General features: G+C 75.0%; 25 protein-coding genes. 16 read left to right on the forward strand and 9 right to left on the reverse strand.

Annotated elements, in window-relative coordinates; genetic code table 11:
• Positions 1 to 333 precede the first annotated feature (333 nt).
• The gene (locus ACFVYI_RS28125; RefSeq protein WP_387890604.1) at positions 334 to 846 is read left to right on the forward strand and encodes a universal stress protein; all 513 of its coding nucleotides are present in this window, start codon (positions 334 to 336) and stop codon (positions 844 to 846) included.
• 161 nt (positions 847 to 1,007) lie between these two features.
• Here the strand turns inward: ACFVYI_RS28125 and ACFVYI_RS28130 are convergent, their stop codons facing one another.
• Positions 1,008 to 1,337 (reverse strand): chaplin family protein, encoded by a 330-nt coding sequence (locus tag ACFVYI_RS28130; protein WP_387890607.1) that lies wholly within the window; start codon positions 1,335 to 1,337, stop codon positions 1,008 to 1,010.
• 375 nt (positions 1,338 to 1,712) lie between these two features.
• Here ACFVYI_RS28130 and ACFVYI_RS28135 point away from each other — a divergent pair, with 375 nt between their 5' ends.
• From ACFVYI_RS28135 to yidD, 10 genes are all read left to right on the forward strand, one after another.
• Complete coding sequence (locus ACFVYI_RS28135; RefSeq protein WP_387890609.1) at positions 1,713 to 2,000, forward strand: hypothetical protein; 288 nt, start codon at positions 1,713 to 1,715, stop codon at positions 1,998 to 2,000.
• A 208-nt stretch (positions 2,001 to 2,208) separates the two neighbouring features.
• Positions 2,209 to 3,735 (forward strand): PLP-dependent aminotransferase family protein, encoded by a 1,527-nt coding sequence (locus ACFVYI_RS28140; RefSeq protein ID WP_387890611.1) that lies wholly within the window; start codon positions 2,209 to 2,211, stop codon positions 3,733 to 3,735.
• Between the two features lie 209 nt (positions 3,736 to 3,944).
• Entirely contained in the window at positions 3,945 to 4,454 is a 510-nt protein-coding gene (locus tag ACFVYI_RS28145; protein WP_387890612.1) for a hypothetical protein, read from the forward strand.
• 126 nt (positions 4,455 to 4,580) lie between these two features.
• The gene (locus tag ACFVYI_RS28150; RefSeq protein ID WP_387890614.1) at positions 4,581 to 5,519 is read left to right on the forward strand and encodes a DUF1963 domain-containing protein; all 939 of its coding nucleotides are present in this window, start codon (positions 4,581 to 4,583) and stop codon (positions 5,517 to 5,519) included.
• A 169-nt stretch (positions 5,520 to 5,688) separates the two neighbouring features.
• Positions 5,689 to 6,663: a hypothetical protein gene (locus ACFVYI_RS28155; protein WP_387890616.1), complete on the forward strand. Its 975-nt coding sequence runs from the start codon at positions 5,689 to 5,691 to the stop codon at positions 6,661 to 6,663.
• 179 nt (positions 6,664 to 6,842) lie between these two features.
• The gene (locus ACFVYI_RS28160) at positions 6,843 to 8,123 is read left to right on the forward strand and encodes a KamA family radical SAM protein (RefSeq protein ID WP_387890618.1); all 1,281 of its coding nucleotides are present in this window, start codon (positions 6,843 to 6,845) and stop codon (positions 8,121 to 8,123) included.
• 419 nt (positions 8,124 to 8,542) lie between these two features.
• Positions 8,543 to 9,952 carry a family 2B encapsulin nanocompartment shell protein gene (locus ACFVYI_RS28165; protein ID WP_387890736.1) on the forward strand — a complete coding sequence of 470 codons (1,410 nt, stop codon included), beginning with the start codon at positions 8,543 to 8,545 and terminating at the stop codon, positions 9,950 to 9,952.
• Positions 9,953 to 10,268: 316 nt separating this feature from the next.
• Entirely contained in the window at positions 10,269 to 11,144 is an 876-nt protein-coding gene (locus ACFVYI_RS28170) for a hypothetical protein (protein WP_387890619.1), read from the forward strand.
• Between the two features lie 186 nt (positions 11,145 to 11,330).
• Positions 11,331 to 12,104, forward strand: a complete 774-nt coding sequence (locus ACFVYI_RS28175) for a hypothetical protein (protein ID WP_387890622.1) — start codon at positions 11,331 to 11,333, stop codon at positions 12,102 to 12,104.
• 86 nt (positions 12,105 to 12,190) lie between these two features.
• Positions 12,191 to 12,724, forward strand: coding sequence for a membrane protein insertion efficiency factor YidD (gene yidD / locus ACFVYI_RS28180; protein WP_387890624.1), 534 nt, complete (start codon positions 12,191 to 12,193; stop codon positions 12,722 to 12,724).
• Positions 12,725 to 12,853: 129 nt separating this feature from the next.
• On the opposite strand, the gene ACFVYI_RS28185 is transcribed toward yidD, so the two are convergent.
• On the reverse strand, positions 12,854 to 15,199 hold the full coding sequence (locus ACFVYI_RS28185) for a glycosyl hydrolase family 18 protein (RefSeq protein ID WP_387890627.1): 2,346 nt from the start codon (positions 15,197 to 15,199) through the stop codon (positions 12,854 to 12,856).
• 275 nt (positions 15,200 to 15,474) lie between these two features.
• On the opposite strand from ACFVYI_RS28185, the gene ACFVYI_RS28190 reads away from it, so the two are divergent.
• From ACFVYI_RS28190 to ACFVYI_RS28200, 3 genes are all read left to right on the forward strand, one after another.
• Positions 15,475 to 16,125: a class I SAM-dependent methyltransferase gene (locus ACFVYI_RS28190; protein ID WP_387890629.1), complete on the forward strand. Its 651-nt coding sequence runs from the start codon at positions 15,475 to 15,477 to the stop codon at positions 16,123 to 16,125.
• A gap of 234 nt (positions 16,126 to 16,359) precedes the next feature.
• Positions 16,360 to 16,944, forward strand: a complete 585-nt coding sequence (locus tag ACFVYI_RS28195; protein WP_387890631.1) for a TerD family protein — start codon at positions 16,360 to 16,362, stop codon at positions 16,942 to 16,944.
• Positions 16,945 to 17,188: 244 nt separating this feature from the next.
• Positions 17,189 to 18,226: a DUF5954 family protein gene (locus ACFVYI_RS28200; protein ID WP_387890633.1), complete on the forward strand. Its 1,038-nt coding sequence runs from the start codon at positions 17,189 to 17,191 to the stop codon at positions 18,224 to 18,226.
• 90 nt (positions 18,227 to 18,316) lie between these two features.
• On the opposite strand, the gene ACFVYI_RS28205 is transcribed toward ACFVYI_RS28200, so the two are convergent.
• The 7 genes from ACFVYI_RS28205 to ACFVYI_RS28235 form a co-directional block, all read right to left on the reverse strand.
• Positions 18,317 to 19,735 (reverse strand): lytic transglycosylase domain-containing protein, encoded by a 1,419-nt coding sequence (locus ACFVYI_RS28205; protein WP_387890634.1) that lies wholly within the window; start codon positions 19,733 to 19,735, stop codon positions 18,317 to 18,319.
• 222 nt (positions 19,736 to 19,957) lie between these two features.
• Positions 19,958 to 20,947, reverse strand: a complete 990-nt coding sequence (gene pqqB, locus ACFVYI_RS28210) for a pyrroloquinoline quinone biosynthesis protein PqqB (protein ID WP_387890737.1) — start codon at positions 20,945 to 20,947, stop codon at positions 19,958 to 19,960.
• Entirely contained in the window at positions 20,863 to 22,263 is a 1,401-nt protein-coding gene (gene pqqE, locus ACFVYI_RS28215) for a pyrroloquinoline quinone biosynthesis protein PqqE (protein WP_387890637.1), read from the reverse strand. Before pqqE ends, pqqB begins: the two co-directional genes overlap by 85 nt.
• The gene (locus tag ACFVYI_RS28220; RefSeq protein ID WP_387890639.1) at positions 22,260 to 23,006 is read right to left on the reverse strand and encodes a pyrroloquinoline quinone biosynthesis protein C; all 747 of its coding nucleotides are present in this window, start codon (positions 23,004 to 23,006) and stop codon (positions 22,260 to 22,262) included. The genes pqqE and ACFVYI_RS28220 overlap by 4 nt, the downstream gene beginning before the upstream one ends.
• Entirely contained in the window at positions 22,991 to 23,158 is a 168-nt protein-coding gene (gene pqqA, locus ACFVYI_RS28225; RefSeq protein ID WP_387890642.1) for a pyrroloquinoline quinone precursor peptide PqqA, read from the reverse strand. Before pqqA ends, ACFVYI_RS28220 begins: the two co-directional genes overlap by 16 nt.
• Positions 23,159 to 23,350: 192 nt before the next feature.
• Complete coding sequence (locus tag ACFVYI_RS28230) at positions 23,351 to 24,934, reverse strand: PQQ-binding-like beta-propeller repeat protein (RefSeq protein ID WP_387890645.1); 1,584 nt, start codon at positions 24,932 to 24,934, stop codon at positions 23,351 to 23,353.
• Between the two features lie 271 nt (positions 24,935 to 25,205).
• Positions 25,206 to 25,886: a hypothetical protein gene (locus ACFVYI_RS28235; protein WP_387890648.1), complete on the reverse strand. Its 681-nt coding sequence runs from the start codon at positions 25,884 to 25,886 to the stop codon at positions 25,206 to 25,208.
• A 421-nt stretch (positions 25,887 to 26,307) separates the two neighbouring features.
• Here ACFVYI_RS28235 and ACFVYI_RS28240 point away from each other — a divergent pair, with 421 nt between their 5' ends.
• Together ACFVYI_RS28240 and ACFVYI_RS28245 are read left to right on the forward strand one after the other, a co-directional pair.
• A complete protein-coding gene (locus ACFVYI_RS28240; protein ID WP_380577156.1) occupies positions 26,308 to 26,691 on the forward strand; it encodes a hypothetical protein in 384 nt (127 codons plus the stop codon).
• Between the two features lie 21 nt (positions 26,692 to 26,712).
• Positions 26,713 to 26,976, forward strand: a complete 264-nt coding sequence (locus tag ACFVYI_RS28245) for a hypothetical protein (protein ID WP_387890649.1) — start codon at positions 26,713 to 26,715, stop codon at positions 26,974 to 26,976.
• Positions 26,977 to 26,979 lie beyond the last annotated feature (3 nt).

Raw genomic sequence — 26,979 nt, forward strand, 5'->3', positions numbered from 1 at the left:
CAACGGGTTCGAAGTTACGGGGGTGGTGGTGGGGGTTTCAAGGATTCGGAGGTTTAGGCATGTCAGGGTGGTGTTACCGGGTGTATGGATCAAGGAAATGGGCTGTTTTGAAGGCAAATGTCCCGTTTTTCAAGATCGAATATGGCCGCGAAGTGGTCCGGGCCACAGGATTGGTGGTGTGAGGCCGGGCACATCGTCGACGGTGGGTGACGGGTCCTCGGCCGCCCGTACGCGGATCGGGGGGTGGCCGTCCGCTCCCGGGTGGCGCGCACCACAGCCCTCACCCGTCGTGCCCGGCGCCCTCACCCGCCGTGTCCGCCATAGCCTCTGGGCATGAGCAACGAGAGCGATGCAGAGGCCGTCGGCGGTGCCGAGGAGCCGGGGGCGGCGGTCGCGCCGGCCGGGTTCGAGCTGGGGACGGACGGGCCCAAGGTGATCCTGGCGGGCCTGGACGGCTCGGAGTCCTCGTGGCGTGCGACCGCCTACGCGGCCGGCCTCGCCCGGCGGCAGAGCGCGAGCCTCGCCGTGGCGTACGTGCAGCCCGTCCTCGGGGCGGCCACCGCGCTCGCGGGCGCGGCCGTCGAGGAGACCACCCAGGAGATCGCCGACGAGCTGCTGACGGCGCTGCGCGAGGCGGAGCACCGGTTGAGCGACGTCTGGCGGGTGGACTGGCGCTTCCTGACCGTCCGGGGCGACCCGTTCGCGGGCCTCGCGCGGACGGCGGACGAACTCCGGGCGGACGCCGTGGTGGTCGGCGCCTCGGAGCAGGCCGGGCACCGGGTGATCGGCTCGGTCGCGGTCCGGCTGGTGAAGGCGGGCCGCTGGCCGGTGACCGTGGTGCCGTAGGGGAGTGCGCGCGGGGGCCGGCAGGAGGGGGCACGGAGGAGGAGGGTGGGAGGCCGCGGGGTCGTTCCGGGGCGGTGGAAAGGCCGAAGGGCTGCGATCCGGAGCGAAGACCGGATCGCAGCCCTTCGGCGATCGAGGAGGGGGTAGTCGGAGACGGGCTCCTAGTTGTTGCCGCCGCTTCCGCCACCGACCGGGTTGAGCGCACCGATCACGTTGACGCTGTTGCCGCAGATGTTGATCGGGATGCTGATCGGGATCTGGATCTGGTTACCGGAGAGCACGCCCGGTGAACCGGTGACGACGCCGCTGGCGTAGGCACCGCCGGTGTTGATGCAGGTGGTTCCGCCTCCGCCCCCGGAGAACGCCTCGGCGGCGGCGGGGGCGCTGTGCGCGGACGCGTCGCAGTCGCCCGCGAACGCCGGGCCGGTGGAGATGACCGCCAGCGCGGCGGTGAGACCGGCGGCGAGCAGGTACTTCCTGGTGTTGGTCATGCCGGAAGGAATAGCCAGCCGACACGCTGAACCGGACATGATCCGACCGAATTGCCACCCGATCGGAGCTGCGATCCGACCCCGATGCAGGAGCCGGGCGGCCCGGTGGTCACCCGGACGGACGGCAGCCCGCGCGGCCCGCGGCCACCCGCGCCGGCCTCGCGCGGGTCCGGGTCCGGGCCCGGGTCCGGCGTCCGGTCCCGGGCTCTCGCCGGGCCCTGTCCCGGTCCGCGGCCGGGGCCGCGATGGGCCGCCGGCCCCGTGCGCCCGGGACATCCGCCGTCCGATGCTCGATGCACGGGGTCGTCACAACGGCCCCGCGGCTCACCGCCCGACGTCCACCCCCGACGGCTCACGCCACGCAAGGGAGACCGCATGTTCGCGCACTGGGGAACCTTCACCAAGAACGACACCCTCGGCGACTGCCTCGGCCTGGCCCAGTCCGCGCTGCAGCGCCAGGGCTTCCAGGTCTGGGACCTCGCCGGCGACGGCGACTACCAGGTCATCGGCGGGAACAGCAATGTGATCGCCAACATCGTCTGCGTCCCGCAGTCCGGGAACATCTGGATCACGGTCAGCGCCTACTCGCCCGACTCGACCCTCGCCGAGCGGACCCGCAACGACGTCCGCACGTTCATCGTCGACTCGATCCGCATCGACTGAGACCGCCCGGGGCCACCGACGGGGACCGACCGGACCGGACAGGACCAGATCGGACCGGACGGGCCGAGGCGGGACGGAGCGCGCCCGTTCCGCCGACTCCCGCCGACGTTCCGCCCGGACCTCGGCGCCCGCCCCGTTGCGGACCGGCCCCGGTGGTGGCCCGCCCACCCTCGGGGCCGGTCCGTACCCGGCGATAGGGTTCGTGACCATGACGGACACCCCGGTCGCGCACCCCCGGACGCCCGCCCGCCGGACGGCCGGGGCCAGACCCCGCCCGGCAGCGACCGCGACGGCGACGCCCGTCGCCGACCCGCCCGCCACCCTGCCCGGCAGCGACCTGCACCTCGAACTGGCCGCCACCGGCGGTCGCCGCGCCGCGTTGATGGCCGCCCTGCGCGAGGCGATCCGCAGCGGCCGCCTCGCCCCCGGCACCCGGCTGCCGCCCTACCGCTCCCTCGCCGCCGACCTCGGCATCGCCCGCAACACCGCCGCCGACGCCTACGCCGAGCTGGCCGCCGAGGGCTGGCTGACCGCCCGGCAGGGCTCCGGCACGACCGTCGCCGACCGGGCCGAGCCCATCGCCCCGACGCGGGCCCGCCGGTCGGCCCCGTCCCACCGGCCCGCCCACGACCTGCGCCAGGGCCGGCCCGACACCGCCTCCTTCCCCCGCGCCGCCTGGCTCGCCGCCGGCCGCCGGGCCCTCACCGCCGCGCCCAACGAGGCCTTCGGCCCGGGCGACCCGCAGGGCCGCCGCGAGCTGCGCGTCGCCCTCTCCGACTACCTGGCCCGGGCCCGGGGGGTGCGCACCGACCCCGAGCGGATCGTCGTCTGCTCCGGCTTCGCCCACGCGCTGCGCCTGCTGTTCGACGGACCGGGTGCGGTGCTGGGCGGCCCGGCCGCGGGGCCGCTGGCCGTCGAGGCCTACGGGCTGGCCTTCCACCGGGGGCTGCTCGCCCGGGCCGGGGTGACGACCGTGCCGTTGCCGTTGGACGAGGACGGCGCACAGGTCGAGGCGCTCGCCGCGCACCCGGAGGTCCGGACGGCGCTGCTCACCCCGGCCCACCAGTTCCCGACCGGCGGCCCCCTGCACGCGTCCCGGCGTGCGGCGGTGGTCGACTGGGCGCGCGGGCGCGGCGCGCTGGTGCTGGAGGACGACTACGACGGGGAGTTCCGCTACGACCGCCGGCCGGTCGGTGCGCTGCAGGGGCTCGACCCCGAACGGGTGGTCTACCTCGGCAGCGTGAGCAAGAGCCTCTCGCCGGCGCTGCGGCTCGGCTGGATGGTGCTGCCCGAGCAACTGGTGGACCGGGTGCTGGCCGCGAAGGGGGAGCGGGAGGCCTGGGCGAGCGCGCTCGACCAGCTGACGCTCGCGGAGTTCATCGACTCGGGCGGGTACGACCAGCACGTGCGGCGGACGCGCCGGCGCTACCGGGACCGCCGGGACCACCTGGTGGCCGCGCTGGCCGCGCGGGCGCCGCACATCGAGGTGTCCGGGATCGCGGCCGGCCTGCACGCGGTGCTCCGGCTCGCCCCCGGCACCGAGCGGTCCGTGCTCAAGGCGGCGGTCTACCGGGGGCTGGCCCTGGACGGGCTGGCGGACTACCGCCACCCGCGGATCGGGCAGGACGCGATGCCCGCGACGGACGGCCTGGTGGTCGGGTACGCCGCGCCGGCCGACCACGCCTACCAGGCGGCCGTCGCCGCACTCTGCGACGTCCTGCCCGACCCGCTCTGACCGGCCCGACCCGCGTCGCCCTTCGGCGCGGGGGCGGGGCGGGGCGCCGGACCGGCGGCGTGCGGGCCGGAGGGTAAGGGGCCGCGCCGCGCCGGGGGGCGCCGTGGCGTAGCCAATGGCCCGCCGCGTCCGCTCGGCTGTCATATGCCGGTACGGGCCTGGGCGGAGGCCGCTTCCCGAACCGGCGGCGGCCCCTACGCTTTCTGGTCATGCGCACAACACATGTGAGCCGTCTCGGAATCGCCGCGATCCTGGCCCTCGTCGTCGGTCTGCTCCTCTCGGCCGCCCCCGCCCAGGCGGACACCCCGCTGCTCTCCGTCAGTTCCGACCGGGCGACGGCGACGCCGGGCACCTCGGTCACGCTGACCCTGACCCTGACCAACCCGCACGACACCCCCGTGCAGTTCGTCTACCAGTCCGTCCAGCCGACCTACACCACCACCCAGGTCGCCGGCCTGGCGTACGCGTTCTCCGCCTGCGGCGGCGCCGTCAGCGCCTGTGACACCGGCAGCACCAGCGGCCTGGTCCACCACACCGTGCCCGTCGCCGCCGGCGCCTCCACCACCGTGACGCTGACCTACGACATCGGTGCCGGCTCGGCCTGCGGCACCGGCACGCGGATCGACTTCTACACGTACCTCTACTACGAGTACCAGTCCGGCGCCGCCTCCGACTCCGGCATCTTCGACGTCCCCGGCAACGAGGTCGTCTGCTCCTGACCCGTCCGGTCCGGCCCGCTCGCGCGGGCACCCACCCGAGCCCCCGTCAGGTGCCGGCCGCCCCCGTACCGGCACCTGACGGGCCTTTAGCGTGGACTGTCGGACCCCCGTGGCAGGCTTGCGCCCATGGCCGAACCGCTGATCGACGCGACCGACCGCGCCACCGTGCGCGCGCCCGCACCTGTGCACACGGGCGCGGGCGGCCCCGAGGGCGTCCACCCGGTCCGGCCCGCCGCCCGGGCGGGTGGGCCCCACGCGGACGAGCCCCACACGGACGATCCCTGCCCGGCCGAGCCGCGCCCGACGGAGTTCGACGGGCCTCCGCTGCCCGTCCCGCACGGCGTCCACGAGGCGATCCGTGCGCGGGCCGACGAGCGGACGGCGCCACTGGTCCACCGGCTGATGCGGCCTTCGCTGGCCCTCGCCGCCGAGGGCGACGGCCCGCCGGCCGGCCGCCTCGGCGGGCTGCCCGCGCTGCCGGCCGGCACCGAGTGGCCGCGGTTCGCCGGCCAGCCGATGCAGTTGCTGGCCCAGCTCGACTGCGCGGGCCTGGCGGAGGCCTTCCGCACCACCGGCCGGGGCGGTGACTGGCCGCTGCCGGCGGCCGGGCTGCTGCTCTTCTTCCACGACGAGTGGGTGTCCGACTTCAGCGGCCGCGGCTGCCGTGTCCTGCACGTGCCCGCGGGCGCCCCGCCCGGGCCCGCCCCGGCGGACGGGCCCGGCACGCCGGCCGTCCCTGCCGTCGAGATCCGGGCCCACTGGCGGCTCTCCGCGCCCTCCTACCAGGACCGCGAGCTGGAGAACCTCTTCCCGGACGACTTCATGATCGCCCTCGACCTCGCCGCCGACTTCCGCGACCACCTGTCCGCCCCCGGCGTGCGCGTGCTCGGCTGGTGCGACACCGACACCGGCCGCCCCGTCGGTCACCGCCCGCTGCTGCAGGTCGAGAGCCGCGCCCTGGACGTGGACTGGGGCGAGTGCGTCAACGTCTCGTTCTGGATCACCGACGAGGACTTGGCGGCCGGCCGCTTCGACCGCGTCCGGCACGGCTTCGAGGCCGCCTGAGCGGTGGCGCCTCCGGCTCGGCTCCGAGGTCGCCCGCCCGGGCCCCGCGCTGCCCGGGCGGCCAGACCCCGCCCCCACTAGGCTGCTGGGAGAGGTGGGCACCCTACCGCGGCTGCCGGTCCCCCGGCCGGGCGGTCGGTCCCCCGATCGCCGACGCAGTGGGACGGACGTGACAGCAGAGGGATCGGCGGCACCCGACGCGGAGGCGCCCGACGAGCCGGAGCCCCCGGTCGGTGAACTGCTGCGCTCGGTGCGGGCCCACCCCTCCCGGCTGCCCGAGATCCTCGCCGTGTTCGCCGTCCGCCACCGCGGCCCCCGGGCCGCCCGCCGGATCGCCGCCCTGCGGGCGGCCCATCCGGAGGCGACGCCGCAGGAGCTCGCGGCGCTGGCCGTGACGCATGCCCGGCGGGTCAGCCAGAGCGAGGGCGCCTTCGTCGGCGGGCCGTTCATGGTGCTCATCCCGTTCGCCTTCTGTACGGCGCTGCTGGCCCAGGGCCAGCTGTTCCTCGAACTCGCCGCCCTGGCCGGCGAGGACCCGGCCGCCCGGGCCCGGGCCGCCGAGGTCCTGGTGCTCCAGGGCGCGTACCCCGATCTGGCCGCGGCGGAGCGCGCCCTCGCGACCGCCCCCCGGCCCTCGGGCGACCGACGGCGCGGGCTCTGGTCGCTGCTCCGGCGGATGGCCCGCCTGCTCGGGCTGACCAGTGAGGGGGCCGACCCGCCGCCCTCCCGCTGGCGGACGGCCGGCGGGTGGCTGCTGGTGCTGCTGACCTTCCTGGTCGGGTTGGTCGCCCCGCTGGTCTGGCTGCCCTACATGGCGTTCTCCTACGCCCGGGCGACGGACCGGGTCGGCGCCCGGGCCGTCGACTACTACTTCGGCGGCGACGTCGCCGGGGCCGCGCTGCAGGGGCGCCGACGCCGCGCCGACCCGGGGACCATCGCGGCCACGATCAGGGCGGGGATCTCGCTGCTCCTGCCGGCGGCCGCGCTGATCGTGCTGGTGCTCGCCGACATCCGGCTGGCGGGCAGCCGGTGGCCGCTGCTCTCGCTCACCCTCGTGTTCCTCTCCTGCCTGGTCGGCGAGCTCTGGCACCGCCGCTACCGCCGTCGCTACCGCCGCCTCCGCCGCCGCCACCGGCGGGGGTAGCGCGGTGCGGGTGGGGGTCCGCCCCGCGGGCGATCGGGTACCCGACGGTCCGTCATCCGGCGCGGTTAGGCTGCCCGGAGGGCCGTGGGGTGCGGCCGGGGCGAAGGGTGGCAAGGATGCGAACGATGCGCAATGGCCAGGGGGAAACGGGAGTTGAACGGCGTCCGAAGCTGAGGGCGGTGCCCGGTCACCGGCTGGCGGGGCTGCCGCAGCTCGCTGGCGCGCCGGAGCGGCTGCGGCACGAGATAGCGGTGGTCGCCGCCGTCCTCCCGTTCAAAGTGAACAACCACGTCCTGGAGGAGCTGATCGACTGGAGCCGCGTCCCGGACGACCCGATGTACCGGCTGACCTTTCCGCACCGGGACATGCTCCCGCCCGAGATCTTCGAGCGGATCTCCCGGCTGATCGCCGACGGGGCACCGCGCGAGCTCCTCGCCGAGGCGGTCGCGGCCGCCCGGCGCGCGCTCAACCCGCACCCGGGCGGGCAGTTGGAGGAGAACATCCCGGAGCTCGGCGGCCGGCCGGTCCCGGGGCTCCAGCACAAGTACCGGGAGACCGTGCTGCTGTTCCCCGCACAGGGCCAGAGCTGCCACGCCTACTGCGGCTACTGCTTCCGCTGGGCGCAGTTCGTCGGCGAGCCCGACCTGCGGCAGAGCCTGCCCGGCCCGGCCACCGCGCTGGAGTACCTGCGGGCCCACCCGGAGGTCTCCGACGTGCTGATCACCGGTGGCGATCCACTGATCATGTCCACCGACCGGCTGGCCGGTTACGTCGAACCGCTGCTCGGGCCCGGCACCGAGCACCTGCGCACGATCCGCCTCGGGACGAAGGCGCTCGCCTGGTGGCCGCACCGGTTCACCACCGACCCGGACGCCGACGCGCTGCTCGGCCTGTTCGAGCGGGCCGTGGCGGCCGGCCGGCAGGTGGCCGTGATGGCCCACGTCAGCCACCCGCGCGAGCTGGCCGGCGATGCGGTCCGCGCCGCGGTGGCGCGGATCAGGTCCACCGGTGCGGTGGTCCGCGCGCAGGCACCGCTGATCCGGCACGTCAACGACGATCCCGACGTCTGGGCCCGGATGTGGCGCGACCTCGTCCGCCTCGGCATCGCGCCGTACTACCTGTTCGTCGAGCGGGACACGGGTGCCAGCTCCTACTTCGAGGTGCCGCTGGCCCGCGCGCTGGAGGTCTACCAGGGCGCCGTCCGCCAGGTCTCCGGTCTGGAGCGGACGGCGCGCGGGCCGGTGATGTCCGCCGGTCCCGGCAAGGTGTGCCTGGACGGCGTGGCCGAGGTCGCGGGGGAGCGGGTCTTCGTCTGCCGGTTCCTGCAGGCCCGCGAGCCCGGTCGGGTGGGTGTGCCGTTCTTCGCCCGGTACGACGAACGGGCCACCTGGTTCGACCAGTTGCGGCCCGCCTCGTTCGAACGCCGGCCGTGGTTCGAGGGGGAGCCGGCCCTGGTCTGAGGGGGCGCCGCCCGGCGCGGCCGCACTCCGTGGTCATCCGTTCGAGAGGCGAACACCTGTTCCGTCCGCCCGTGGGCCGCCCGCCGGCCCACGGGCTTTGGCGTTGCTCCGTTCGGGTGGAGGGGATCGTTCCGGGGCGGGGACGATTCGCATGCACAGCAAATCGGACATCCGTAAGGGAAGAGTGCGGGATTCCAACCGCCCGGCGCGTCAGATTCACCCTATCGGGGGGTGCAGTGGGGCCGTACGGCTTCGGTCGGGCGCGGGTGATCTAGGGTTCCCGGTGGGTCGCCCCGAGTGGGCGGACACCATCGCGAGATTTCGCCAACACCCCTTCCCATACACGTATCTGATGATCCGTCCCCGGCTCTCCCGGGGTGGGTCGGTGTGACCTTGACCAGATGAAGGAGACCCTGCCGATGCCGGTGGAGACCAGCCCGGAGACGCAGCAGGTACCGCAGCAGTCGAGCCTGACGACGGCCGCTGCCCGCAACCTCGCCACCACCACCAAGTCCGCACCGCAGATGCAGGAGATCACCTCCCGCTGGCTGCTCAAGGTGCTTCCCTGGGTCCAGGCCGCCGGTGGCGCCTACCGGGTGAACCGCCGACTCACCTACACCGTCGGCGACGGCCGGGTGGAGTTCGTCAAGACCGGCTCGCAGGTCCGGGTCATCCCCCGTGAGCTCGGTGAACTCGCCCTGCTGCGCGGCTTCGACGACGAAGATGTGCTGACGGCCCTCGCCGACCGCTGCGAGCAGCGCGACTTCGGCCCCGGCGAGGTGCTGGCCGAGCGGGGCGCCGAGGCGGACCGCATCTTCCTGATCGCCCACGGCAAGATCAACCAGATCGGCACCGGAAAGTACGGCGACGAGACCGTGGTCGGTGTGCTCGGCGACGGTGACCGCTTCGGCGAGCACGCCGTGCTCGACCCGGACGCCGTCTGGGAGTTCACCGCCAAGACGGTCACCGGCGGCACCGTGCTGTCGCTGCCGAGGCGCGAGTTCCAGGCCATCCGGGACGGCTCGCCCGCGCTCCAGCAGCACCTGCACGACTTCCTCGCGCTGCCGCTCCAGCGCCAGAACGAGCGCGGCGAGGCCGAGATCGCCATGTCGGCCGGTCACCAGGGCGAGTTCGAGCTGCCCGGTGCCTTCGTGGACTACGAGCTGAAGCCGCGCGAGTACGAGCTGAGCGTCGCCCAGACGGTGCTCAAGGTGCACAGCCGGGTCGCCGACCTCTACAACCAGCCGATGAACCAGACCGAGCACCAGCTCCGGCTGACCATCGAGGCGCTGCGCGAGCGCCAGGAGTACGAGCTGGTCAACAACCCCGAGTTCGGCCTGCTCAACAACGCCGACTTCTCCCAGCGGATCCAGACCCACTCCGGCCCGCCCACCCCGGACGACCTCGACGAGCTGCTGAGCCGCCGCCGCGACCCGGACTACCTGCTCGCCCACCCGCGCGCCATCGCCGCGATCGGCCGCGAGCTGAACGCCCGCGGGCTCTACCCCCACCACGTCGACCTCGGCGGGCAGCAGGTGCCGGCGTGGCGCGGGGTGCCGATCCTGCCGTGCAGCAAGATCCCGATCACCAAGGAGAACACCAGCTCGATCCTGGTGATCCGGACGGGCGAGGACAACCAGGGCGTCATCGGCCTGCACCAGACCGGCATCCCGGACGAGTACCAGCCGAGCCTCTCGGTGCGGTTCATGGGCATCAGCGAGAAGGCGATCATCTCGTACCTGGTCAGCGCCTACTACTCGGCCGCGATCCTGGTGCCGGACGCGGTCGGCGTCCTGGAGAACGTCGAGATCGCGCACGGCCGCCACTGAACAACGGCCCGATCGGGCGCGGCCGGGCCGTAACCGGCCCACCGCAAGATCGTTTCACCTGACGTCGGACGGCCCGCCCCCGGGGTCCTGTCCGGTCGATCCTGGCGCTGATCCGCCAAGATCGGCCGGACGGGGCCCAGGGCGGGCCGTCCGACGTCGCCCCTCCCCTCCCGGTGCCGACCGGCCCGCCGGGCGGGGGCGACCCTCCCGATGAGGCCAATTTCCCGCAGGGGCGGGCCTCCTGACGATGCGAGAGGTGCATGGAGTCCATGCCGCAGCCCCAGCAGCCCCGACGGATACCGGTGGACGGGCAGTCGTGACCGCAGACCTGATCGTCGTGAGCGGCGGCGCTCCCGGGCGCCGGGCCCGGCTGGCCGGCGCGGCAGCCGGCGTGGCCGCACTCTGCGCACTGCTGAGCGGCGCGGCCGGCGCCCGGTCCCCCGAGCACCACGACGGGGGCGGCCCGCACGGGCCGGTCGTCGAGACCTGCGTCTCCACCGGGACGGACGTCTCGGTGTCGGTCGGCCACGGGGGCGTGGGCGTCGATGTCGATGTCGACGTGGCGGTGGGCGTCACGGTCGACCTCTTCGGAGTGCTGCACCACCCCGGACCGCGTCCGAAGCCCGGCCACCCGCCCTGGCACCACCACCACCCGTGCCCGAGCCCCACCCCGACGCCCAAGCCGTCTCCGACGCCGACACCCACGCGGACGCCGACCCCCAGCCCGACCTTCACACCGACGCCGACACCGACACCGACGCCGACACCGACGCCGGAACCGAAGCCCACGCCGACCCCGACGCCGACCCCCGCGCCGGTGCCGCCGCCCGCACCCGCCCCGACGCCGAGGCCCACCCCGCCACCCGCGTCGACCAGACCCGCGCCGAAGCCCACGCCGAAGCCGACCGTGGCACCCGTCGTGCCGCCGCCGGCTCCTCCGCCGGCCCCCGAGCCGCCCTCGCCGACCGCCACGCCGACTCCGGCGCCGGTCGTCCCGGTGCAGCCGCGGCCGGTGGTCAAGCCCGTCCGGGTGCCGCTGGCCCCGCCGGTGCCCGCTCCGGAACGCCACCACGGCAGCCCTCCCACCCGGACGATGCTGCTGGTCACCGTGCCCGCGGTGCTCGCGGCGGCGGCGCTGCGTCCGCGCGGCCGTGCGGGCCGCGCCGGCCGGGGTGGCTCCGGCGGCTCCTGAGGCGGCCCGCCCCGAGCGGGTCTGTCCGTACCGGGCCCGGCCCACCCCGAGCCGGTCGGCCGCGGGGCAGGCGCGGGGCGGACCGGCCACGGCGCGGCCGGTGCAGGATCGTTCCAGCCGGCCCGGCCGCGTTCCGACGGTGGCCGGGCCCCGACCAGAAAACCCGAGCTGAAGAAGGGAGTTCCCATGTCCGAGTGGTTGGCGCTGGCCATCGCCATGTCGGCGGCCTGCGCCGTCGTGGTGGCGGTGGTGTTACTGAGGCACCGCCGGGTCAGTGAGGAGGAGGACACCGACGAGACACCCGACGTCATCGAGTACATGACGATGATGATCGGTGTGGTCTACGCGATCGTGCTCGGCCTGGCCATCGCCGGCGTCTGGGAGGCGCGCGGCGCCGCCCAGGACGACGTGTCGCGCGAGGCGCAGTCGCTGCACGAGGTGAGCGAGCGCGCCCAGATCTACCCGGTCGAGTTCCGCGACAAGGTCCGGGCCGATGTGGACGCCTACGTCTCCTACGTCGTCGACGTCGAGTGGACGTACATGCGCGAGCACGGCGAGATCTCCGAGCGGGGCACCGAGCTGCTGGACAAGCTGCGCACGGACGTCGCCACCCGCACGCCGGCCAGCGACTTGGAGGCCCAGGCCTACCAGCCGATCATGGACCGGATCAGCGTCGTCGACGACGCCCGGAACGCACGCGGCCAGAACGCCGGACCGACCATGCCGGGGGTGGTCTGGTTCGGCCTGATCGTCGGGGCCGTGGTGACCGTCGGCATGGTGTTCGCGCTGCAGATCCGGCGCTCGGCCCGGGAGTTGCTGCTGGCAGGGGCGTTCAGCGCGCTGATCGCCTTCCTGCTCTTCCTGATCTGGGACTTCGACGACCCGTTCGGCCGGAGCGTCTCGGTGACCACGCAGACGTTCACCGACCTCTTCCCCACGCTGGGTGGCGGTCAGGACTGACAGTTCACCCGTGGCGGCCTCCTTCGATAATCTGATCGGGCCGTCGGGGGTCGGTCCCGTCGGGCGCATCGAGAGGATCGTCAGTCGTGACCTACCCGCCGCCCCAGCAAGGCGCGCCGTACCCGCCCCGACGCCCCCGGGTGGCCTGGTGGTGGCTGCCCGAGAAGGAGCGCCGCCGGCGCAGGCAGCAGCGGGAGGAGTGGAAGGCGTACCAGCGGCAGAAGGGCAGGAAGAACGACAACGACTGCTCGGACGCCTGCGACTGCTGCGACCTCGGGGATCCCTGCCTGATCGCGCTCGTCCCGGTGATGATGGCCTCGGGTCTGCGCTTCGCCGTGACCGGGGGCCGTGGCCCGGGTGGCGCCGCCGATCCGGCGGCGCCCGCCCCGAACGGCTTCGCGGCGGGTGTGCTGTACGGGGCGGTGCGGTACTACCGGAGCGAGGTCAGCCCCGGGCGTCCGGCCTGCTGCCCGTACACGCCGACCTGTTCGACCTATGCCGTCCAGGCGCTGCACCGGCACGGTGCCGTGCGCGGCGCGCGGTTGACGGTCGGCCGGCTGCTCCGCTGCCGCCCGGGCGCGGCGCGCCGCGGCGGGGCCGACCCGGTGCCGGGCCGCTAGGCCCGGTCGGCCGAGGCCCGGTACGCCGCGCCACGGCACCCGGCGGCGGTGCGGGGACCGGCACGCAGAGCGGCGCGGGGGCCGCGCGGATCACTGCGATCCGTGCGGCCCCCGCGCTGTGACGGTGCGTCAGTGCAGGCTGCTGTTGATCGCGTTCAGCAGGGTGCCGGAGGCGTCGTCGTTCTCCAGCGAGAAGGCGAACATCCCGGCCAGGCCCTTGCTCTTGGCGTACGCCCCGCGCGCCTGGATGGCCTGCGGGGTGTCACCCGTCCAGAAGTTGGTGCCGTCGTAGACCCAGGAGGTCTCGGTCACCGGGTCCCAGTGGGTGGTGGCCGCCGTGGGGTTGAGCTCCTTCCAGGCGGCCAGGCCGGCCTCGGCGCTCAGCGGCTTGGCCGGGGTCGGGCCGGTCGCGCTCTGGTACAGGCCGAAGTTGGAGCCGGCCGGCACACCCGTCCACCCGCGCCAGTAGAACGGGATGCCCAGCACCAGCTTGTTGGTCGGGAAGCCGCCCGCGATGCCGTACTCCGGCAGCCCGGTGGTGTACGCGGCGAGGGTGGTGTCCACGTTGTACTTGCGGGTGCCCGGGGTGATCGGCGTGGTCGGGTCGGCGGGGCTGTCGTGCAGCGGGTCCTGGTGGTTGGTCGGGCCCTTGGCGTCCCAGGCGCCGTGCATGTCGTAGGTCATGACGTCGGCGTAGTCCAGGTACGCGCCGATCTTGTCGGTCTCCAGCTGCGCGATCTTGTCCTGGCCGCTGGGCAGCGCCGCGGTCAGCAGGAACCGCTTGCCCTGGGCGTTGCCGAGGGCGTCCAGCTGGGTGCGGAACTCCTTCAGCAGCAGCGTGAAGTTCTGCTTGTCGGCGGGGGAGTAGTGGTTGCCGGTGTGACCGCCGGCCGAGCCCGGGTACTCCCAGTCGAGGTCGACGCCGTCGAAGAGGCCGGCCGCGGAGGCCTGGCCGCCCGAGGCGTCACCGGCGACGCCGGTCGGCAGGTTCCCCTTCAGGAACATGTCGACGCAGGAGGAGACGAAGGCCTTGCGGGAGGCGTCGGTCGCGGCCGCGTCCGAGAAGTACTTGGAGTACGTCCAGCCGCCGATCGAGATGGTGAACCGCAGGTTGGGGTACTTGGCCTTCAGCTGGCGCAGCTGGTTGAAGTTGCCCTTGAGCGGCTGCTCCCAGGTGTCGCTGCTGCCGTCCACGCTGGCCGCGCCGTTGTAGTCGGCCTGGTAGTCGGCGTAGGCGTCCCCGGCACCGTCCCCGGCGTTGGGGTTGGACTCGTTGGCCGAGTCGGAGGCCTTCACGGCCTGGAAGCAGGTGTGCGTGGTCGGGTGGATGTTGGCGAAGGCGTAGGTGATCACGTCCAGCTTGCCCGCCGCACCGCTGGTGTCCACGTTCTTGGCGTGGTACGCGTTCTCGTAGACGCCCCACTGGTCGAAGTAGGCCGAGCGGAACGGGCTCGCGGCCGGGGCGGCCGCGGTGGTGGTGGCGACCGGCGCGGACTGCGCGGAGCCGTGGCTGCCCGAGTAGCCCTGCACGGTGAAGGTGTAGGCGGTGGTCGGCAGCAGCGAGCTGACGGCCACCGAGGTGCCCATCGAGGTCGCCACCAGCTGGCTGCCCGCGTAGACCTTGTAGGAGACCGGGCCGTCACCGCTGGTCAGGGTGGACGGCTGCCAGTTGAGCACCACGGCGTTGTGGGTGACCTTGCCGACGGTGAGCCCGCCGGGCGTGGTGACCTTGCCGTCCCCGGCCGGGCCGGTGCCCGTCGCGGTGGCGGTGGCCGTCGCGGTCGGGCTGCCGGTCGCGGTGGGGCTGTTCGACGCCGTCGGGCTGGTCGACGCGGTGGGGCTGCCGGTCGCCGTCGGGCTGCCGGTCGCGGTGGGGCTGGTGGAGGCGGTCGGGCTGGTGGACGCCGTCGGGCTGGTGCTGCTGGTCGGCCCGGCCGGTCCGGTCAGGCTGAGGTCGTCCGCGCGGTAGGTGCCGGTGCCGTACCAGCCGTGCGTGAACACCGTCACCGAGGTGGTGGTGGCGCCGGTGGTGAAGGTGCTGCTGAGCTGCGTCCAGCCGGTCGCGCTGGGCGTCCAGGCCGAGGAGTTGACGCCGGTCCCGGTCGCGCCGAGGTAGACGTAGCTGCCCTGGACCCAGCCCGACAGGGTGTACTGGGTGTTGGGCAGGACGGTGACGGTCTGCTGGCACTGCGCGGTGTCGGAGGCCGAGGCGGCCCCGCTGAGCGCGTAACTCCCACTGTGCACCGGGGTGGTGACGACGGATCCGTTGACACAGGTCCAGCCGGCCAGCGAGCCGGTCTCCAGACCGGCGTTGGTCAGCAGGTTGACGGGCGCGGCCGAGGCCGTGTTCAGGGAGAGCGCGAGCGCGGCGGTGCCGGTGGTGAGCGTGGCCGCCAGTGCCAGTGCGGTGGCCCGCCGGCGTGGTGCGGCGGACCGGCGCTCGGCAGGGCGCGCGGGCGTGACTCGGTCGTGCATGAGGTGTCCTCCGGATGAGTGGGGTTCCGGCGGTGCGATGGCCCGGGCGGGCCGAAGGGAGCCGAACCGAGCGCTGTGGGGGCGCCCGGGCGGGTGACACGTGCTGCGGTGCGGTGCGTCGACGCGGTCGGGCCGCTGGCCCGTACGCATCAACGACACCACAGATTGGACTGGACCAATATTCGCCGTCAAGGGTGTCCGCCCGCTGGACGGTCGGGAGTCGGCGCGCCGGTACGGTGGCCTACGGAGCAGCCCCGCCGAACGGAGGACGAGTCATGGACAGCCAGGACTGGAACGACCGCTACGCCGCGAGCGAGCTGGTCTGGGGCGCCGAGCCCAACCGCTGGGTGGTCGAGGAGCTGACCGGCCGCACCCCCGGCCACGCCCTCGACCTCGCCGCCGGAGAAGGGCGCAACGGCATCTGGCTCGCCCGCCAGGGCTGGCGGGTCACCGGCCTCGACTACTCCGCCGTCGCCCTCGAACGCGCCGAGCGGCTCACCGCGGACCTGCCCGACGAGGTCGCCGACCGGCTCACCTGGCGTCACGACGACGCCCGCACCTTCCCGGTCCCGCCCGAGGGCTACGACCTGGTGCTGGTCGCCTACCTCCAGCTCCCCGCCGACGACCGCCGGACGGCGCTGCGCCGGGCCGCCGCCGCCCTCGCCCCCGGCGCCACCCTGCTGGTGGTCGGGCACGACACGACCAACCTGACCGAGGGCGTCGGCGGCCCGCAGGACCGGCGCGTCCTCTTCACCCCGGACGACGTGCTCGCCGACCTCGCGGACGCCGGGCTGCGGACCGTCCGCGCCGAGCGCGTCCACCGCCCGGTGGCCGCGGAGGCCGGGCACCGCGGCTCCGCCGGCGAGGGCCGGGGTGTGGCGATCGACGCCCTGATGCGGCTGGAGAAGCCGGTTCCGTTCGGGTAGGTCCGATCCGTGCGCCCCGGGTGAGGGGGCGGCCCGCGGGCCTGATTCGGAGCTGACCGGCCGGACTCCCGGCGGCCGCCGGCGCAAGGCGCCCGGGAGAGCGGTCCGTGCCCGGATCATGTGGTGTTGATCGTGGGAGCGGGGTACGGGGATTCCCAGGGACGACCCTGTGCACCGAGAATCTCTACAGTGCTGTAGATTCAAGGCGCAGGGCGGAGCAACGAGGAGGACGCGATGAGCGTTTCGCTGGCCAAGGGGCAGAAGCTGAGCCTGGAGAAGCCGGGCGGGGGGCAGCTGGGCCTGGTGCGGATGGGCCTCGGCTGGCGGGCCGCCCAGCGGAAGGGGTTCTTCGCCAAACTGCTGGCCTCGCAGGAGATCGACCTGGACGCCTCGGCGGTGCTGTTCGCCGCGGGGAAGCCGGTGGACGTGGTCTTCTTCCAGCACCTCACCAGCAACGACGGTTCGGTGCGGCACAGCGGTGACAACCTGACCGGCGGCGCCGGGGACGCCACCGACGACGAGTCGATCACGGTGGACCTCACCCGGGTGCCGGCCGAGGTCGACCAGATCCTCTTCACCGTCAACTCCTTCACCGGGCAGACCTTCCAGGAGGTCGAGAACGCCTTCTGCCGACTGGTCGACGAGCAGACCGGTGCCGAACTGGCCCGCTACACCCTCACCGGCGGCGGCCCGTACACCGCCCAGATCATGGCCAAGGTGCAGCGCGCGGGCGGTGGCTGGCAGATGGCCGCGATCGGCCAGCCCGCGAGCGGGCGCACCTTCCAGGACCTGATGCCGGAGCTGGCCAAGCACCTCTGACCGGCCCGCGCATCACCCGCGACCGGCCCCCGGCCGGTCCGCCGACCGGCGGCGCGGGGCCCGTCCGATCTCCCCCCGGACGGGCCCCGCGCCCGCTGTCGCGCGCGCCCGCCCCGGGCGGGCCCGCGCCGCCGCGCGTGCGGACCGGGGCGGACGGCCCGCACGACCGCCCCGCGCTGCCCGGTCGGGTGCTCTTCCCCGATAACCCTGCGGCGCGCTCACCGCGTCCGCTAACACTGGCCGCATGGACGATGACGCTGTGCAGCTACCGGAGCACCTCACCATCCGGGTCGCCCACACCGACGACCCGGTCGCGGCCGTGGCCGGTCTGGAGGCCTGGGCGTCGCGCGAGCGGTATCCGAGCCTGATGATGATGCCGCCCGCCTTCGGCAGTCTCCAGCGCACCGACGACGGGGCCTGGCGCATCCTCGGCTACCACGCGACCACCCCGCAGATGGCCCGCGACGACCTCGGCCACCGGTTCCGCTGCTGGGCGCAGGCCGATCCCGGCACCCGGTTCGCCGCCACCTGGGACATCACCGACGAGGAGCGGGCCGCCTACACCGAGGCGTACCGGCGGATGGAGTGGGAGGCCCTCGACGAGATCACCGTCGCCGGGCGGGAGTACCGCGTCTTCCGGGCCGAGCAGGTCCTGCGCTCGGGGCCCGAGGGCATCGAGCCGCCGCGCCCCACCGACCCGGATCCGGCCGCCGTCGGCAAGGCCTACCGGGTGCCCTCCCGGGTGGACGGGTTCGTCATCGACCCCGCCGCCAGCGTCACCCTGGTCGACGGGATCCTCCGGCTGGACATGATGGCGCTGGTGCCGACCGGCCGGGGCATCCCCGAGGACGTCCGTGCCGAGGCCCGGCGCGCCTCGCGCCGGTACCCCAATGTGTTCGTGCTCCCGGTGCACTGTGCCGTCGCCGAGTACGAGGGTGGCCGCTGGGGCCCGATGACCGGGGCCTGTGAGACTCCGCAGGCCGCCCGTGACAGCCTCGCCGCCTACCTGCGCGACTTCGCCCCGCGCCTGATGCCGGACCTCGGCGAGGACGAGCGCGTCCAGTACGCCGCGGCCGCCGACCGGCTGGACGCCGAGCGCGGCCATGAACTCCGGGCGGCCGACCGGCGGTTCCGTCTGGTGCGGGTCGAACCGGTGGTCCGCCTCGGCCCCGACGGCCCCGAGCTGCCCCGGACCTCCGACTGGGATCCGGACCTCCCGGTCAAGGTGCAGGAGCAGCAGGACCGGGCGGCCGGGCGTTTCGAGGACGACGACGAGGACTGACCGGGCGCCGGCCCGGTGGGCCGCCCGTCGGGGGCCGCTCGGTGCAGCGGCCGGAGGAGCCGGGCGTGGGCCCCTCCGACCCGTGCGCGGTCAGCGTGCCGACGGCGAGGCCGACGGGGAGAGGGCGGCCGAGGGGGAGGCCGAGGCGCTCGCGGTGGCGGCGCCCGACGAGGTCGCCGTCGGGGTCCCGCTCGGGGTGCCCGTCGGGGTCGGGCAGCCGGGCGCGGTGGGCGCCGCGGTGGCGGTGGCCGAGGGGGAGGCCGTCGGGCTCGCGCCGTCGGTGGGCGTCGCCGTCGCCGTGGCCGTGGCGCAGGTGGTGGGCGTCCCGGTCGGGGTCCCGGTGGGGGTCGCCGTCGGCGTCCCGGTCGGGGTCCCGGTGGGGGAGGTGCTGGGGGTGCCGGTCGGCGTGGCGCTCGGGCTGGTGCCGGCCGAGGGCGACGAGGTGGGCGTGGGTGCCACGGTCGGACCCGGGCTCGGCGTACCCGTCGGCGTCGGTTCCTGCGTCGGGGCGTCGGTCGGCGTGCCGGTCGGGGTCGCCGAGGGCGCCGGCGCCGCGGGGCTGGTCGCCGGAGCGGTCGCGAACGGGGACGGACCGGTCGCGGGCGGCGTGGTGGCGGCGGGGGCCGGCCGGTCCGGGGTGGTGGTCGCCGTCCCGCTGCCGAAGTGGGCCATCCAGTTCTTGACGGTCCGCAGGTACTCGCCCGAGTTGTTGTAGCCGAGGATCGCCCGGTCCAGCTGCGCCGGGTCGGCGAGGTTGCGCCCGCCCGCGCAGAGGTAGCGGCCGGCCGACTCGGCGGCGTCGAAGACGTTGTTCGGGTCCGCCTGGCCGTCGCCGTTGGCGTCGACCCCCCAGTAGGCCCAGGTGGAGGGGATGAACTGCATCGGCCCGACGGCCCGGTCCCAGAGCCGGTCGCCGTCGTAGCGTCCGCCGTCGGTGTCGGCGATCGCCGCGAAGCCGTTGCCGTTGAGCGCCGGGCCGAGGATCGGCCGGTACGTCGTCCCGGCGGCGTCCACGCCGCCGCGGTTGGCCTGGCCGGACTCGACCTCGCCGATCGCGGCCAGCAGCTGCCACGGCAGGTGGCAGGCGGGCGAGCGCAGGGTCAGCGCCGCCTCGGCCTTGCGGTAGGCGGCGAGGACCGTCGCCGGCAGGGCGGGCCCGGTCCGGAACGGTCCGGCGGACGGGTCGCCCGGCGGGGTCGTGGGCGGCTGCGGCAGCGGGATGGCGCCGCCGCCGTCGACGGGCACGGCGGGCCCGCCGGGGAGCGTCGGCAGGGCGGCCCCGGACGGCGTCGCCCCGGGCAGCTCGGTGGACGAGGCGACCACGGCCGTGGTCGGGTCGGTCGCGGACGGCACCGGGCCGGCGGCCGCGACGGCGGAGAGGCCGAGGCCGGTCACCTGAGAGCCGGTCAGGGCCGCCAGCGCGGTGAAGGCGGCCGCCGTGCCGGTCACCCGCTTGCCCAGCCGTATCCGGCGCCCCGCCCGCTGTCCGCTGCCGACTCGTGTCCTCATGCCGTGCCCTCCCCGTGACCGTCCGGACCCTCGGGGAACGGACGGGCTGTCACCATCGTGCCTGCCGGCGCATGACGGTTCGTGTTACCGCAATGATTAGTATCACGACGATCCGACCGGGCCCGGGTGAGCAGCGGCTGTCCCGGGCCCCACGGTCCGGTGAACGTGCAGGTGAACGTGCAGGTGACGCCGGGCCGTGGGGCACGGAGCGGCGGTGGCGCCTCAGAACTCGACGAGCTGTCCGTCCTCGGCGACGGCCGCGCCCACCGCCGCCATCGCCGCCGCGAGGTCGGCGGAGCCGGGCGAGCCCGGGTGCGCCAGCGGGTTGGTGTTGTTGAGGTGGGTGTAGAGGTAGCGCGGGCCGGGGCGTCGGGCCAGGTGGGTCAGCGAGTCCTCGATCGCCAGGTGGCCCATGCCGCGCGAGGAGCGCGAGCCGCCAGTGCGCTCGGCGAGTTCGTCGTCGGTGGCGAAGGTTCCGTCGAGGATCACCACGGCCGCGCCGGCCACCGCCCGGTCGAGCTCCGGCGTCCAGGCGGCCAGCCCGGGCGCGTAGACGGCGCTCGCGTCGCTCCCGGCCGCGGTGAACCGGTAGCCGGTCACCCAGTCGGCCCGGCCGTCCCAGCCCTCGCCGGGCAGGTCGGCGGCGTACCGGGGCCGCTTCCCGCCGAGCGCCAGCGGCTCGGCGCGCAGGCCGCCGGCCAGGTCGACGGTGGTGCCGGGCACGACGGACTGCCAGCGGGCCTTGGTGTAGGGCGCGAGCAGCGGGCCGACCGGGAAGGCGCCGTGCAGCGCGGCCCGGACCGGCTCGGTCGCGTGCACGCTCAGCCCGGCGGCCTCCCGCAGGGTCAGCAGTCCGAGGGTGTGGTCGAGCTCACCGCTGGTGAGCAGGACGCCGCGCAGCGGGGTGTCCCGGGTGCCGGCGGCCGGGGCGAGCTCGGGCGCGGCCAGCAGCTGGCCGCGCAGGTCGGGTGAGGCGTTGACCAGGTACCAGGCGGCGCCGTCCGCGCTGACCGCCAGGCAGTCCTGGCTGCGGGCGGCGCCGGTGCGGCGGGCGGTGGCGCAGCCCTCGCAGCCGCAGTTCCACTGGGGCAGGCCGCCGCCGGCGGCCGTGCCGAGGATCCGGATCTTCAGCGCATCCTCCGGGGTGCGGGTGCGGGGGCGGCCGCCGGGACCGGCCCGGTGACCAGGTGGTGGTCGGGGGAGAGCCGGCAGGCCGGGTCGGTGGCGCCCGGGTCCCCGGTGAACTGGAAGGCCTGGCACCGGCAGCCGCCGTGGTCCACCTCGCGCAGCGCGCAGCTGCGGCAGGGCTCCGGCATCCAGTCGGTGCCCCGGTAGCGGTTGAACAGGGGCGAGTCGTGCCAGATCGCGGCGAGGCCGTCGGTCACCGCGTTCGGCAGCGCGGGACCGGGCAGCTGTGCGGCGGCCAGGCAGGGCAGCACGTCGCCGGTGGGGGCGACCACCAGCTGCCGCCTGCCCCAGCCGTCCATGCAGGGCTTCGCGGTGCCGCCGTGGTGGTCGGCCGCGACGTGCACGATCTCGATCCGGTCGCCGTGGCGCTCCCGGGCGGCGGCCACGTCCAGCTCGGCCTGGCGGACCTGCGCCTCGCTCGGGGCGAGGTGTGCCCGGTTGTGCCAGGCCCAGCCGTAGTACTGGGTGTGCGCCAGCTCGACCCGGTCGGCGCCGAGCGCCACCGCCAGATCGGCGAGCGCGCCGAGACGGGCCAGATTGCCCCGGTGCAGCACGGCGTTGACGGTCAGCGGCAGCCCGGCGCCGGTCAGCAGCGCGGCCGCGGCGAGCTTGCGCTCGTGCGCGGCCAGGCCGGCGACGGCGTCCGCGCGGCGCAGGTCGGCGTCCTGGACGGAGAGCTGGACGTGGTCCAGGCCCGCCTCGGCGAGTGCGGCGGCGCGTGGCCCGTCCAGCGGGATGCCGCTGGTGACCAGGTTGGTGTAGAGGCCCAGGCCGTGCGCGTGGGCGACGATCCGGTCCAGGTCGCGGCGGAGCAGCGGCTCCCCGCCGGTGAGGTGGACCTGCAGGACGCCGAGCCCGCGGGCCTGGTCGAGCACCCGGAGCCACTGATCGGTGTCCAACTCGTCCCGGTAGCGGGCGAGTTCGACCGGGTTGGCGCAGTAGGTGCACTGCAGCGGGCAGCGGTAGGTGAGCTCGGCGATCAGGCCGAACGGCGCCGGCGCCCGGACGGCGGCGCCCGGCAGCCCGGTGGCCGGGTACGGCAGCGCGGGCGCGCCGGAGCCGTCCAGGGTGAGCAGCCGGCGCTCGGCGAGGTCGGCGAGCAGTGCGCGGACCTGTGCGCCGTCCACTCCGTCGTACTCGGCGGCGAGCCCGGCGGTGATCAGGCCGGCGTCGCGCCGGCCGTCGCAGTGGCGCAGCACGGCGGCGGCGGTGTCGTTGAGCAGCAGGACGCCCTCGGGGTACAGCAGTGCCGCCCGGTCGCGGACCGGGTCGTGCACCAGCCGCACCCCGCGCCGCAGCCCGGGCACCTCGACGGTCGGAACGGTCGGAACGGTCGTCACCGGTCGCCCCCGTAGTCGACGGCGTCCAGCATGGCGCGCAGCACCTCGCACTTGAAGGCCAGGGCGTCGAGCGCGGCCTGCTGCTGGTGGGCGGTGACGCAGTGGTCCAGCACGAGCTCCAGGGTGCGGGCGCTGTCCTTGCGGGCGGTGGGGATGCGGTGCTCGAAGTACGCGTACCCCGCCGGGTCGATCCAGTGGTAGTGGGTGCGCCAGGCGGTCACCCGCTCGGCCATGTGGTCGGGCGAGAACATCTCGGTGAGGGCCGCCGCCACGCCCTCCGTCCACGGCCTGGTCTGGCAGAAGTGCAGGTAGCCGTCGACGGCGAAGCGGACGCCGCGGGCGACGTGCCGCTCGTCGGTGACCTCCGCGCGGTCCAGGCCGACGGCCTCGGCGAGCACCAGCCAGTCGGCCAGCCCGCCCTCGGTCGGCGCGGCGCCGTCCCTGCTCCCGGTCCGGTCCCGGTCCTCCGGGGCCGTCGGCCCCGGGCCCGGTCCGTCCTGGTAGCCGAGCCGCTCGACCCAGGCCCGACGGACCTCCGGCAGCGGGCAGTTGGCGATGATCGCGGCGTTCTTGCGGGTCAGGCAGAGCTGGTAGTACCAGCGGTTGGCGACCCAACGCCGCAACTCCGGTGGCGTGCAGCCACCGGAGTGCAGGCGCAGATGGAACGGGTGGGTGTCCCAGTACCGTTCCCGCAGGTCGTACAGCCTGGCCGCGAACCGCTCGCGGGTCAGCGGTTGCGCCACTGGGCGGCCCGTCCGGCGTAGGCGGTGACCTCGGCGCCGGTGCGGTGGCACTCGACCGCCGGCGCGGACCAGGCGGGCCTCGCGGCGGCGCCGGCCGGGCGCTCGGGCGGTGCGGTGGCGGGGGTGGGCAGCGGAGCGGCAGTGCGGTTCATCGGGATTCCTCCTCGGGAGGGGGTGGGTGGGAGGAGCGCACGGGCCCTGCGGGCCGCGCGGCCCCGTGGGTCAGGACGCTACGAGCCGTCGGGCCCGGCCGCCGGTCCAACCCGCACGATGCGCGGGCAAACGCGCTCGAACGGGTGACGGACCGGGGCCGGGGGTTCGGGCGCTCGCACCGCGGTCCGCGGTCAGGAAGCGGCGCGACCGAAGGCGACCAGGTGCCCGTCCTTGGTGCCGACGAACACCCGCCCGGCGTCCGTGGCGGGGACGGAGAACCTGCTCACCGTGCCGAGCGCGAAGCTGCGGCGCAGCTTGAGCGTGCCGTTGACCGGCAGCGGGTCGTACACCCGAAGCTCGCCGTTCTGCCCGCCCGGACCGGTGCCGGAATAGACGGTCCAGACGAGCGCCGAGCCGGAGACCGTCCCGTTGGAGGTGACCACGGGTGAGCCGGAGGCGTAGCCGAAGCCCTCGGCGCTGGTGCCCGCGCTGGTCAGCTGGGGGTTCCCGGCGCCGTTCACCGAGTACTTGAGCGCGCGCAGCGAGCCGTAGTTCTCGACCAGGTAGACGTAGCCGCCGTCGCCGCCCCAGACCCCGGGGTGGCCCCAGACGCCCTTGAACGGGCCGGTCGTGCCGACCGCGCCGTCGGTGCCGTTCGGGCCCTGGCCCATGCCGCCCAGGTGGTCGCGGTCCAGCAGGAAGATCCGGCCGTCCTTGCCGACCTGCACCAGCAGGTGCGGGTGGGCGGCCGTGCCGAAGGCGGACGGCAGGGCGGCCGGGCCGCCGGAGCCCAGGTCCACGTCGCCGTGGTCCATGTCCCGGTTGTTGGTCGGGCTGAAGAAGTCCTTCGGGGCGAGGCTGCCGTCGGCGTTCACGCCCAGCCGCACGACGGACTCGGCGAAGTGGCCCTGCGGCTTGTCGCCAGGACCCTTGGGCGGGGAGGAGCCCGCGCCGGCGCCGTTGCCGGTGGCGAGGATGATCCGCCCGGCGCCGTCCGAGACCAGGCCGCCGCCGCTCATCCAGACACCCGCGTTCTGCGAGGCGGAGCCGGACTCGGTGGACCAGAGCGTGAGCTTGCGGGAGCTCGTGTTGACGCCCCCGACGACGCCGACGTACGTGCCGACCCCGCAGTCCGAGGCGAAGCCGAAGTACACCGCGCCGTCCAGCAGCAGGAGCCCGGCGCGCTGCGCCGAGGTGCCCGGGTCGAACGGCACCCCGGGGCTGTTCACCGGCGAGCCCTGGATGGGGACCGGCCAGCCGCTGCGCTCGGCGCCCGAGGCGACGTCCAGCGCGTGCACCGAGAAGTGGGCGCCCCCCTCGGAGGACTTCGTCACCAGGTAGACCGTGCCGGTCGCCTTGTCGTACACGGGCGTCGAGGTGATGCCGGTGCCGGGGGAGAGGCAGGCGGTGGACGACGGGACGGGCGCGCCGAGCGCGCGCTGCCACAGGATCCGGCCGTCGGCCGCGCCGATCCCGTAGACGTGGTTCGTCTCGCTGGCGACCACCACGGTCGAACCGGCGACCAGCGGTTGCGCGAGGACGGCGCCGTCGACGGCGGTGGACCAGCGCCGGCCGAAGTCCGAGGCGGAGACCTGCGCGGGGCCCAGGCCCGGCTCGGCCGCGTCCCAGCCGGTGCGCAGGCTGTTCACCGAGACGGTGGGGTTGTCGGCCCGTGCGGGTGTCGCGGTGGCCAGCGAGCCGGCCACGGCCGGGGCGAGCAGCGCCAGCCCGCTCAGCAGGGCCGTACCGGTGCGGGCCGCCGGTGTTCGGGGCACCGCAGGACGGCCTGCCGGCGCGCTGCGCGGGCCGCCCGGGGGCGGGGATGGGTGGAGTCGGCTCATACGGTCCGCCTTGGCTGTCGGGGGAGTACGGGTACGGCGCCGTGGCGTCATTCTGTGAACGCCCGCGCCGTGCCCGCATCCGCCCGCAGCCCCCGCCCCGGCGCCGTTCACGCCCCGGAGGGAACGGGCTGCGCCGCCCGGCGTCTCCCCGGTCGTCCTCCGCAGCTCCTGCGCCGCTCCTCCGCCGGACCGGGGCCGGGGCGGCTCAGCCCGTGAGCTGCTTGGCCAGCACCATCGCCAGCGCGCCCTCGGCGAGCGCCTCGGCCGGGGCGTTGACCTCGTCGTCCGGGCCGCGGTCCTTGACCACCTCGACGGCGTAGGCGCGACCGCCGGCCAGGAAGAGCACCCTCGGGTGGGTGCCGTCCTTGCGCTGGGACAGCACCGCCTCCTGCCCGACCCCCGGCAGCGGGGTGACCTGGAGCTCGCCGTTCGCCCTGGCGGCGGCCAGGGCGGTCGGGCTCGTCTCGCGGATGGAGGCGTACGACTGGAAGGAGCCCCAGGTGCAGCCCCAGACCGGGCTGCCGTCGCTCGCCGGGTCGGGGTGGGTGCCCCGGAACGGGCCGCCGGTGCCCACCGCGGCGATGACCTGGGGCGAGGTCAGCAGCGTGCAGGCGTCACCCGGCCGGGCGGCGGGCGCGGTGCTGGGCGTGCCGGCGGCGGTGGGGGCCGGCGCGGAGGCGGTGGGCGCGGTGGATCCGGGCGGCGTCGATCCGGCGGGGGTCGACGCGGTGGGCGCCGTCGGGGTCGCCGCGGGCGTGGTGGGCGGCGGCGCCGCGGTGGCCCCGCCGCCGGAGGACGAGCAGCCGGCCACGGCGACGGCCGCGAGGGCCAGCGCGGGCAGCCAGAGCTGCCGACGGTCGTACCGGACCGGTGACTTGAGCTGCATGGGACCCCCTCGACTGGCGCCCGCCGGTGCGGCGGACTGCGATATCGAAGGGATCCTAGTGGTCGGGCCCGGCCGGTATTTCCCGTTCCCGCAACGGGAGTTGTACGACTGCGTCACGACGGTGAACCCGGCGCGTCCGGCGGCCGAACGGGCGGTCCGGGGTGCGGGGGTGGTGCGCGCACGTCCGGGCGGGCTCCGGGCGGCGCCCGTGGCGGGTGGTCCTGACCAGGTCCGATGCGGTGAACGTCCTTTACCAGTGCGGGGTGTTCGGTGTCGAGCTCTCCACCATCAGCTCCCCGGACGGGTGATGTTCTGGTGAAAGTGGTCATGCCAGGAACGGTCGCCCGGCATCCTTGGGCCGGTGACCAGGTGGATCCCGCACCCGGCGGATCCCGTGACCAGGCGGATGGAGGCCCAGACGGTGAGCACGAACCTGCCGGAGACCGTGGCGGAGGGGCCGGTGGTCCTCCCGGCGCCGCCTCGCGTGGTGGACGACCTGGCCCGTGACCTGACCCATGCCGCGGCCGCCGTCCGCGCGGTCTCGCGGGCGGGGCGCAGCGGCGGCGACGTCGCCGTCGCCGCGTACACCGCCGTGGTGTGCACCGGCCGTTCGGCGGCCCGGGCCCTGGAGGAGGCCGCCGCCTGGTGCCGGCAGGCGCCCGAGGCCGAGGTGCACTCGCTGGCCTGGGCCCGCGTGCCCGGGCACCGCGACGACGTCTACGAGTACCGCGTCACCCTGGCCGTCAGCTTCCCCGACCACGAGACCGGCGAGCACAGCGGCGACACCCACCACGCCCCGCGCTGAGGCCGACGTAGGATCGCCCTCATGGATCATGGGGGAACGACCGATACGCAGGCGACGGCGACCGAGGAGCGGGAACTGTCCACCGGGGCGGCGGTGGCCGCCACCGCGTTGGCGGCGCTGGGTGCCGTCGCGGTCCTGCTGGCCGTCTTCCACTGGCTTGGCTGGACGGCGCCCGGCATCGGCTGGCTGCTCGCCAAGGGCGCCGTCAAGCTCTGCGCGGGCGGCGTGGTCGGCCTGCTCGGCGCACTCGCCTGGCTCCGCCAACGGTACACGGGGCGAAGGTAGTTC

The organism is Kitasatospora sp. NPDC058218, from assembly GCF_042882445.1.
In the GTDB taxonomy this organism is placed as follows: domain Bacteria; phylum Actinomycetota; class Actinomycetes; order Streptomycetales; family Streptomycetaceae; genus Kitasatospora.

Bases quoted from the DNA above. Each gene is read 5' to 3' on its own strand.
- ACFVYI_RS28125 (WP_387890604.1), top strand. From the start codon at position 334: ATGAGCAACGAGAGCGATGCAGAGGCCGTCGGCGGTGCCGAGGAGCCG.
- ACFVYI_RS28130 (WP_387890607.1), bottom strand. From the start codon at position 1,337: ATGACCAACACCAGGAAGTACCTGCTCGCCGCCGGTCTCACCGCCGCG.
- ACFVYI_RS28135 (WP_387890609.1), top strand. From the start codon at position 1,713: ATGTTCGCGCACTGGGGAACCTTCACCAAGAACGACACCCTCGGCGAC.
- ACFVYI_RS28140 (WP_387890611.1), top strand. From the start codon at position 2,209: ATGACGGACACCCCGGTCGCGCACCCCCGGACGCCCGCCCGCCGGACG.
- ACFVYI_RS28145 (WP_387890612.1), top strand. From the start codon at position 3,945: ATGCGCACAACACATGTGAGCCGTCTCGGAATCGCCGCGATCCTGGCC.
- ACFVYI_RS28150 (WP_387890614.1), top strand. From the start codon at position 4,581: ATGGCCGAACCGCTGATCGACGCGACCGACCGCGCCACCGTGCGCGCG.
- ACFVYI_RS28165 (WP_387890736.1), top strand. From the start codon at position 8,543: ATGCCGGTGGAGACCAGCCCGGAGACGCAGCAGGTACCGCAGCAGTCG.
- ACFVYI_RS28175 (WP_387890622.1), top strand. From the start codon at position 11,331: ATGTCCGAGTGGTTGGCGCTGGCCATCGCCATGTCGGCGGCCTGCGCC.
- ACFVYI_RS28185 (WP_387890627.1), bottom strand. From the start codon at position 15,199: ATGCACGACCGAGTCACGCCCGCGCGCCCTGCCGAGCGCCGGTCCGCC.
- ACFVYI_RS28190 (WP_387890629.1), top strand. From the start codon at position 15,475: ATGGACAGCCAGGACTGGAACGACCGCTACGCCGCGAGCGAGCTGGTC.
- ACFVYI_RS28195 (WP_387890631.1), top strand. From the start codon at position 16,360: ATGAGCGTTTCGCTGGCCAAGGGGCAGAAGCTGAGCCTGGAGAAGCCG.
- ACFVYI_RS28200 (WP_387890633.1), top strand. From the start codon at position 17,189: ATGGACGATGACGCTGTGCAGCTACCGGAGCACCTCACCATCCGGGTC.
- ACFVYI_RS28205 (WP_387890634.1), bottom strand. From the start codon at position 19,735: ATGAGGACACGAGTCGGCAGCGGACAGCGGGCGGGGCGCCGGATACGG.
- pqqA (WP_387890642.1), bottom strand. From the start codon at position 23,158: ATGAACCGCACTGCCGCTCCGCTGCCCACCCCCGCCACCGCACCGCCC.
- ACFVYI_RS28235 (WP_387890648.1), bottom strand. From the start codon at position 25,886: ATGCAGCTCAAGTCACCGGTCCGGTACGACCGTCGGCAGCTCTGGCTG.
- ACFVYI_RS28245 (WP_387890649.1), top strand. From the start codon at position 26,713: ATGGATCATGGGGGAACGACCGATACGCAGGCGACGGCGACCGAGGAG.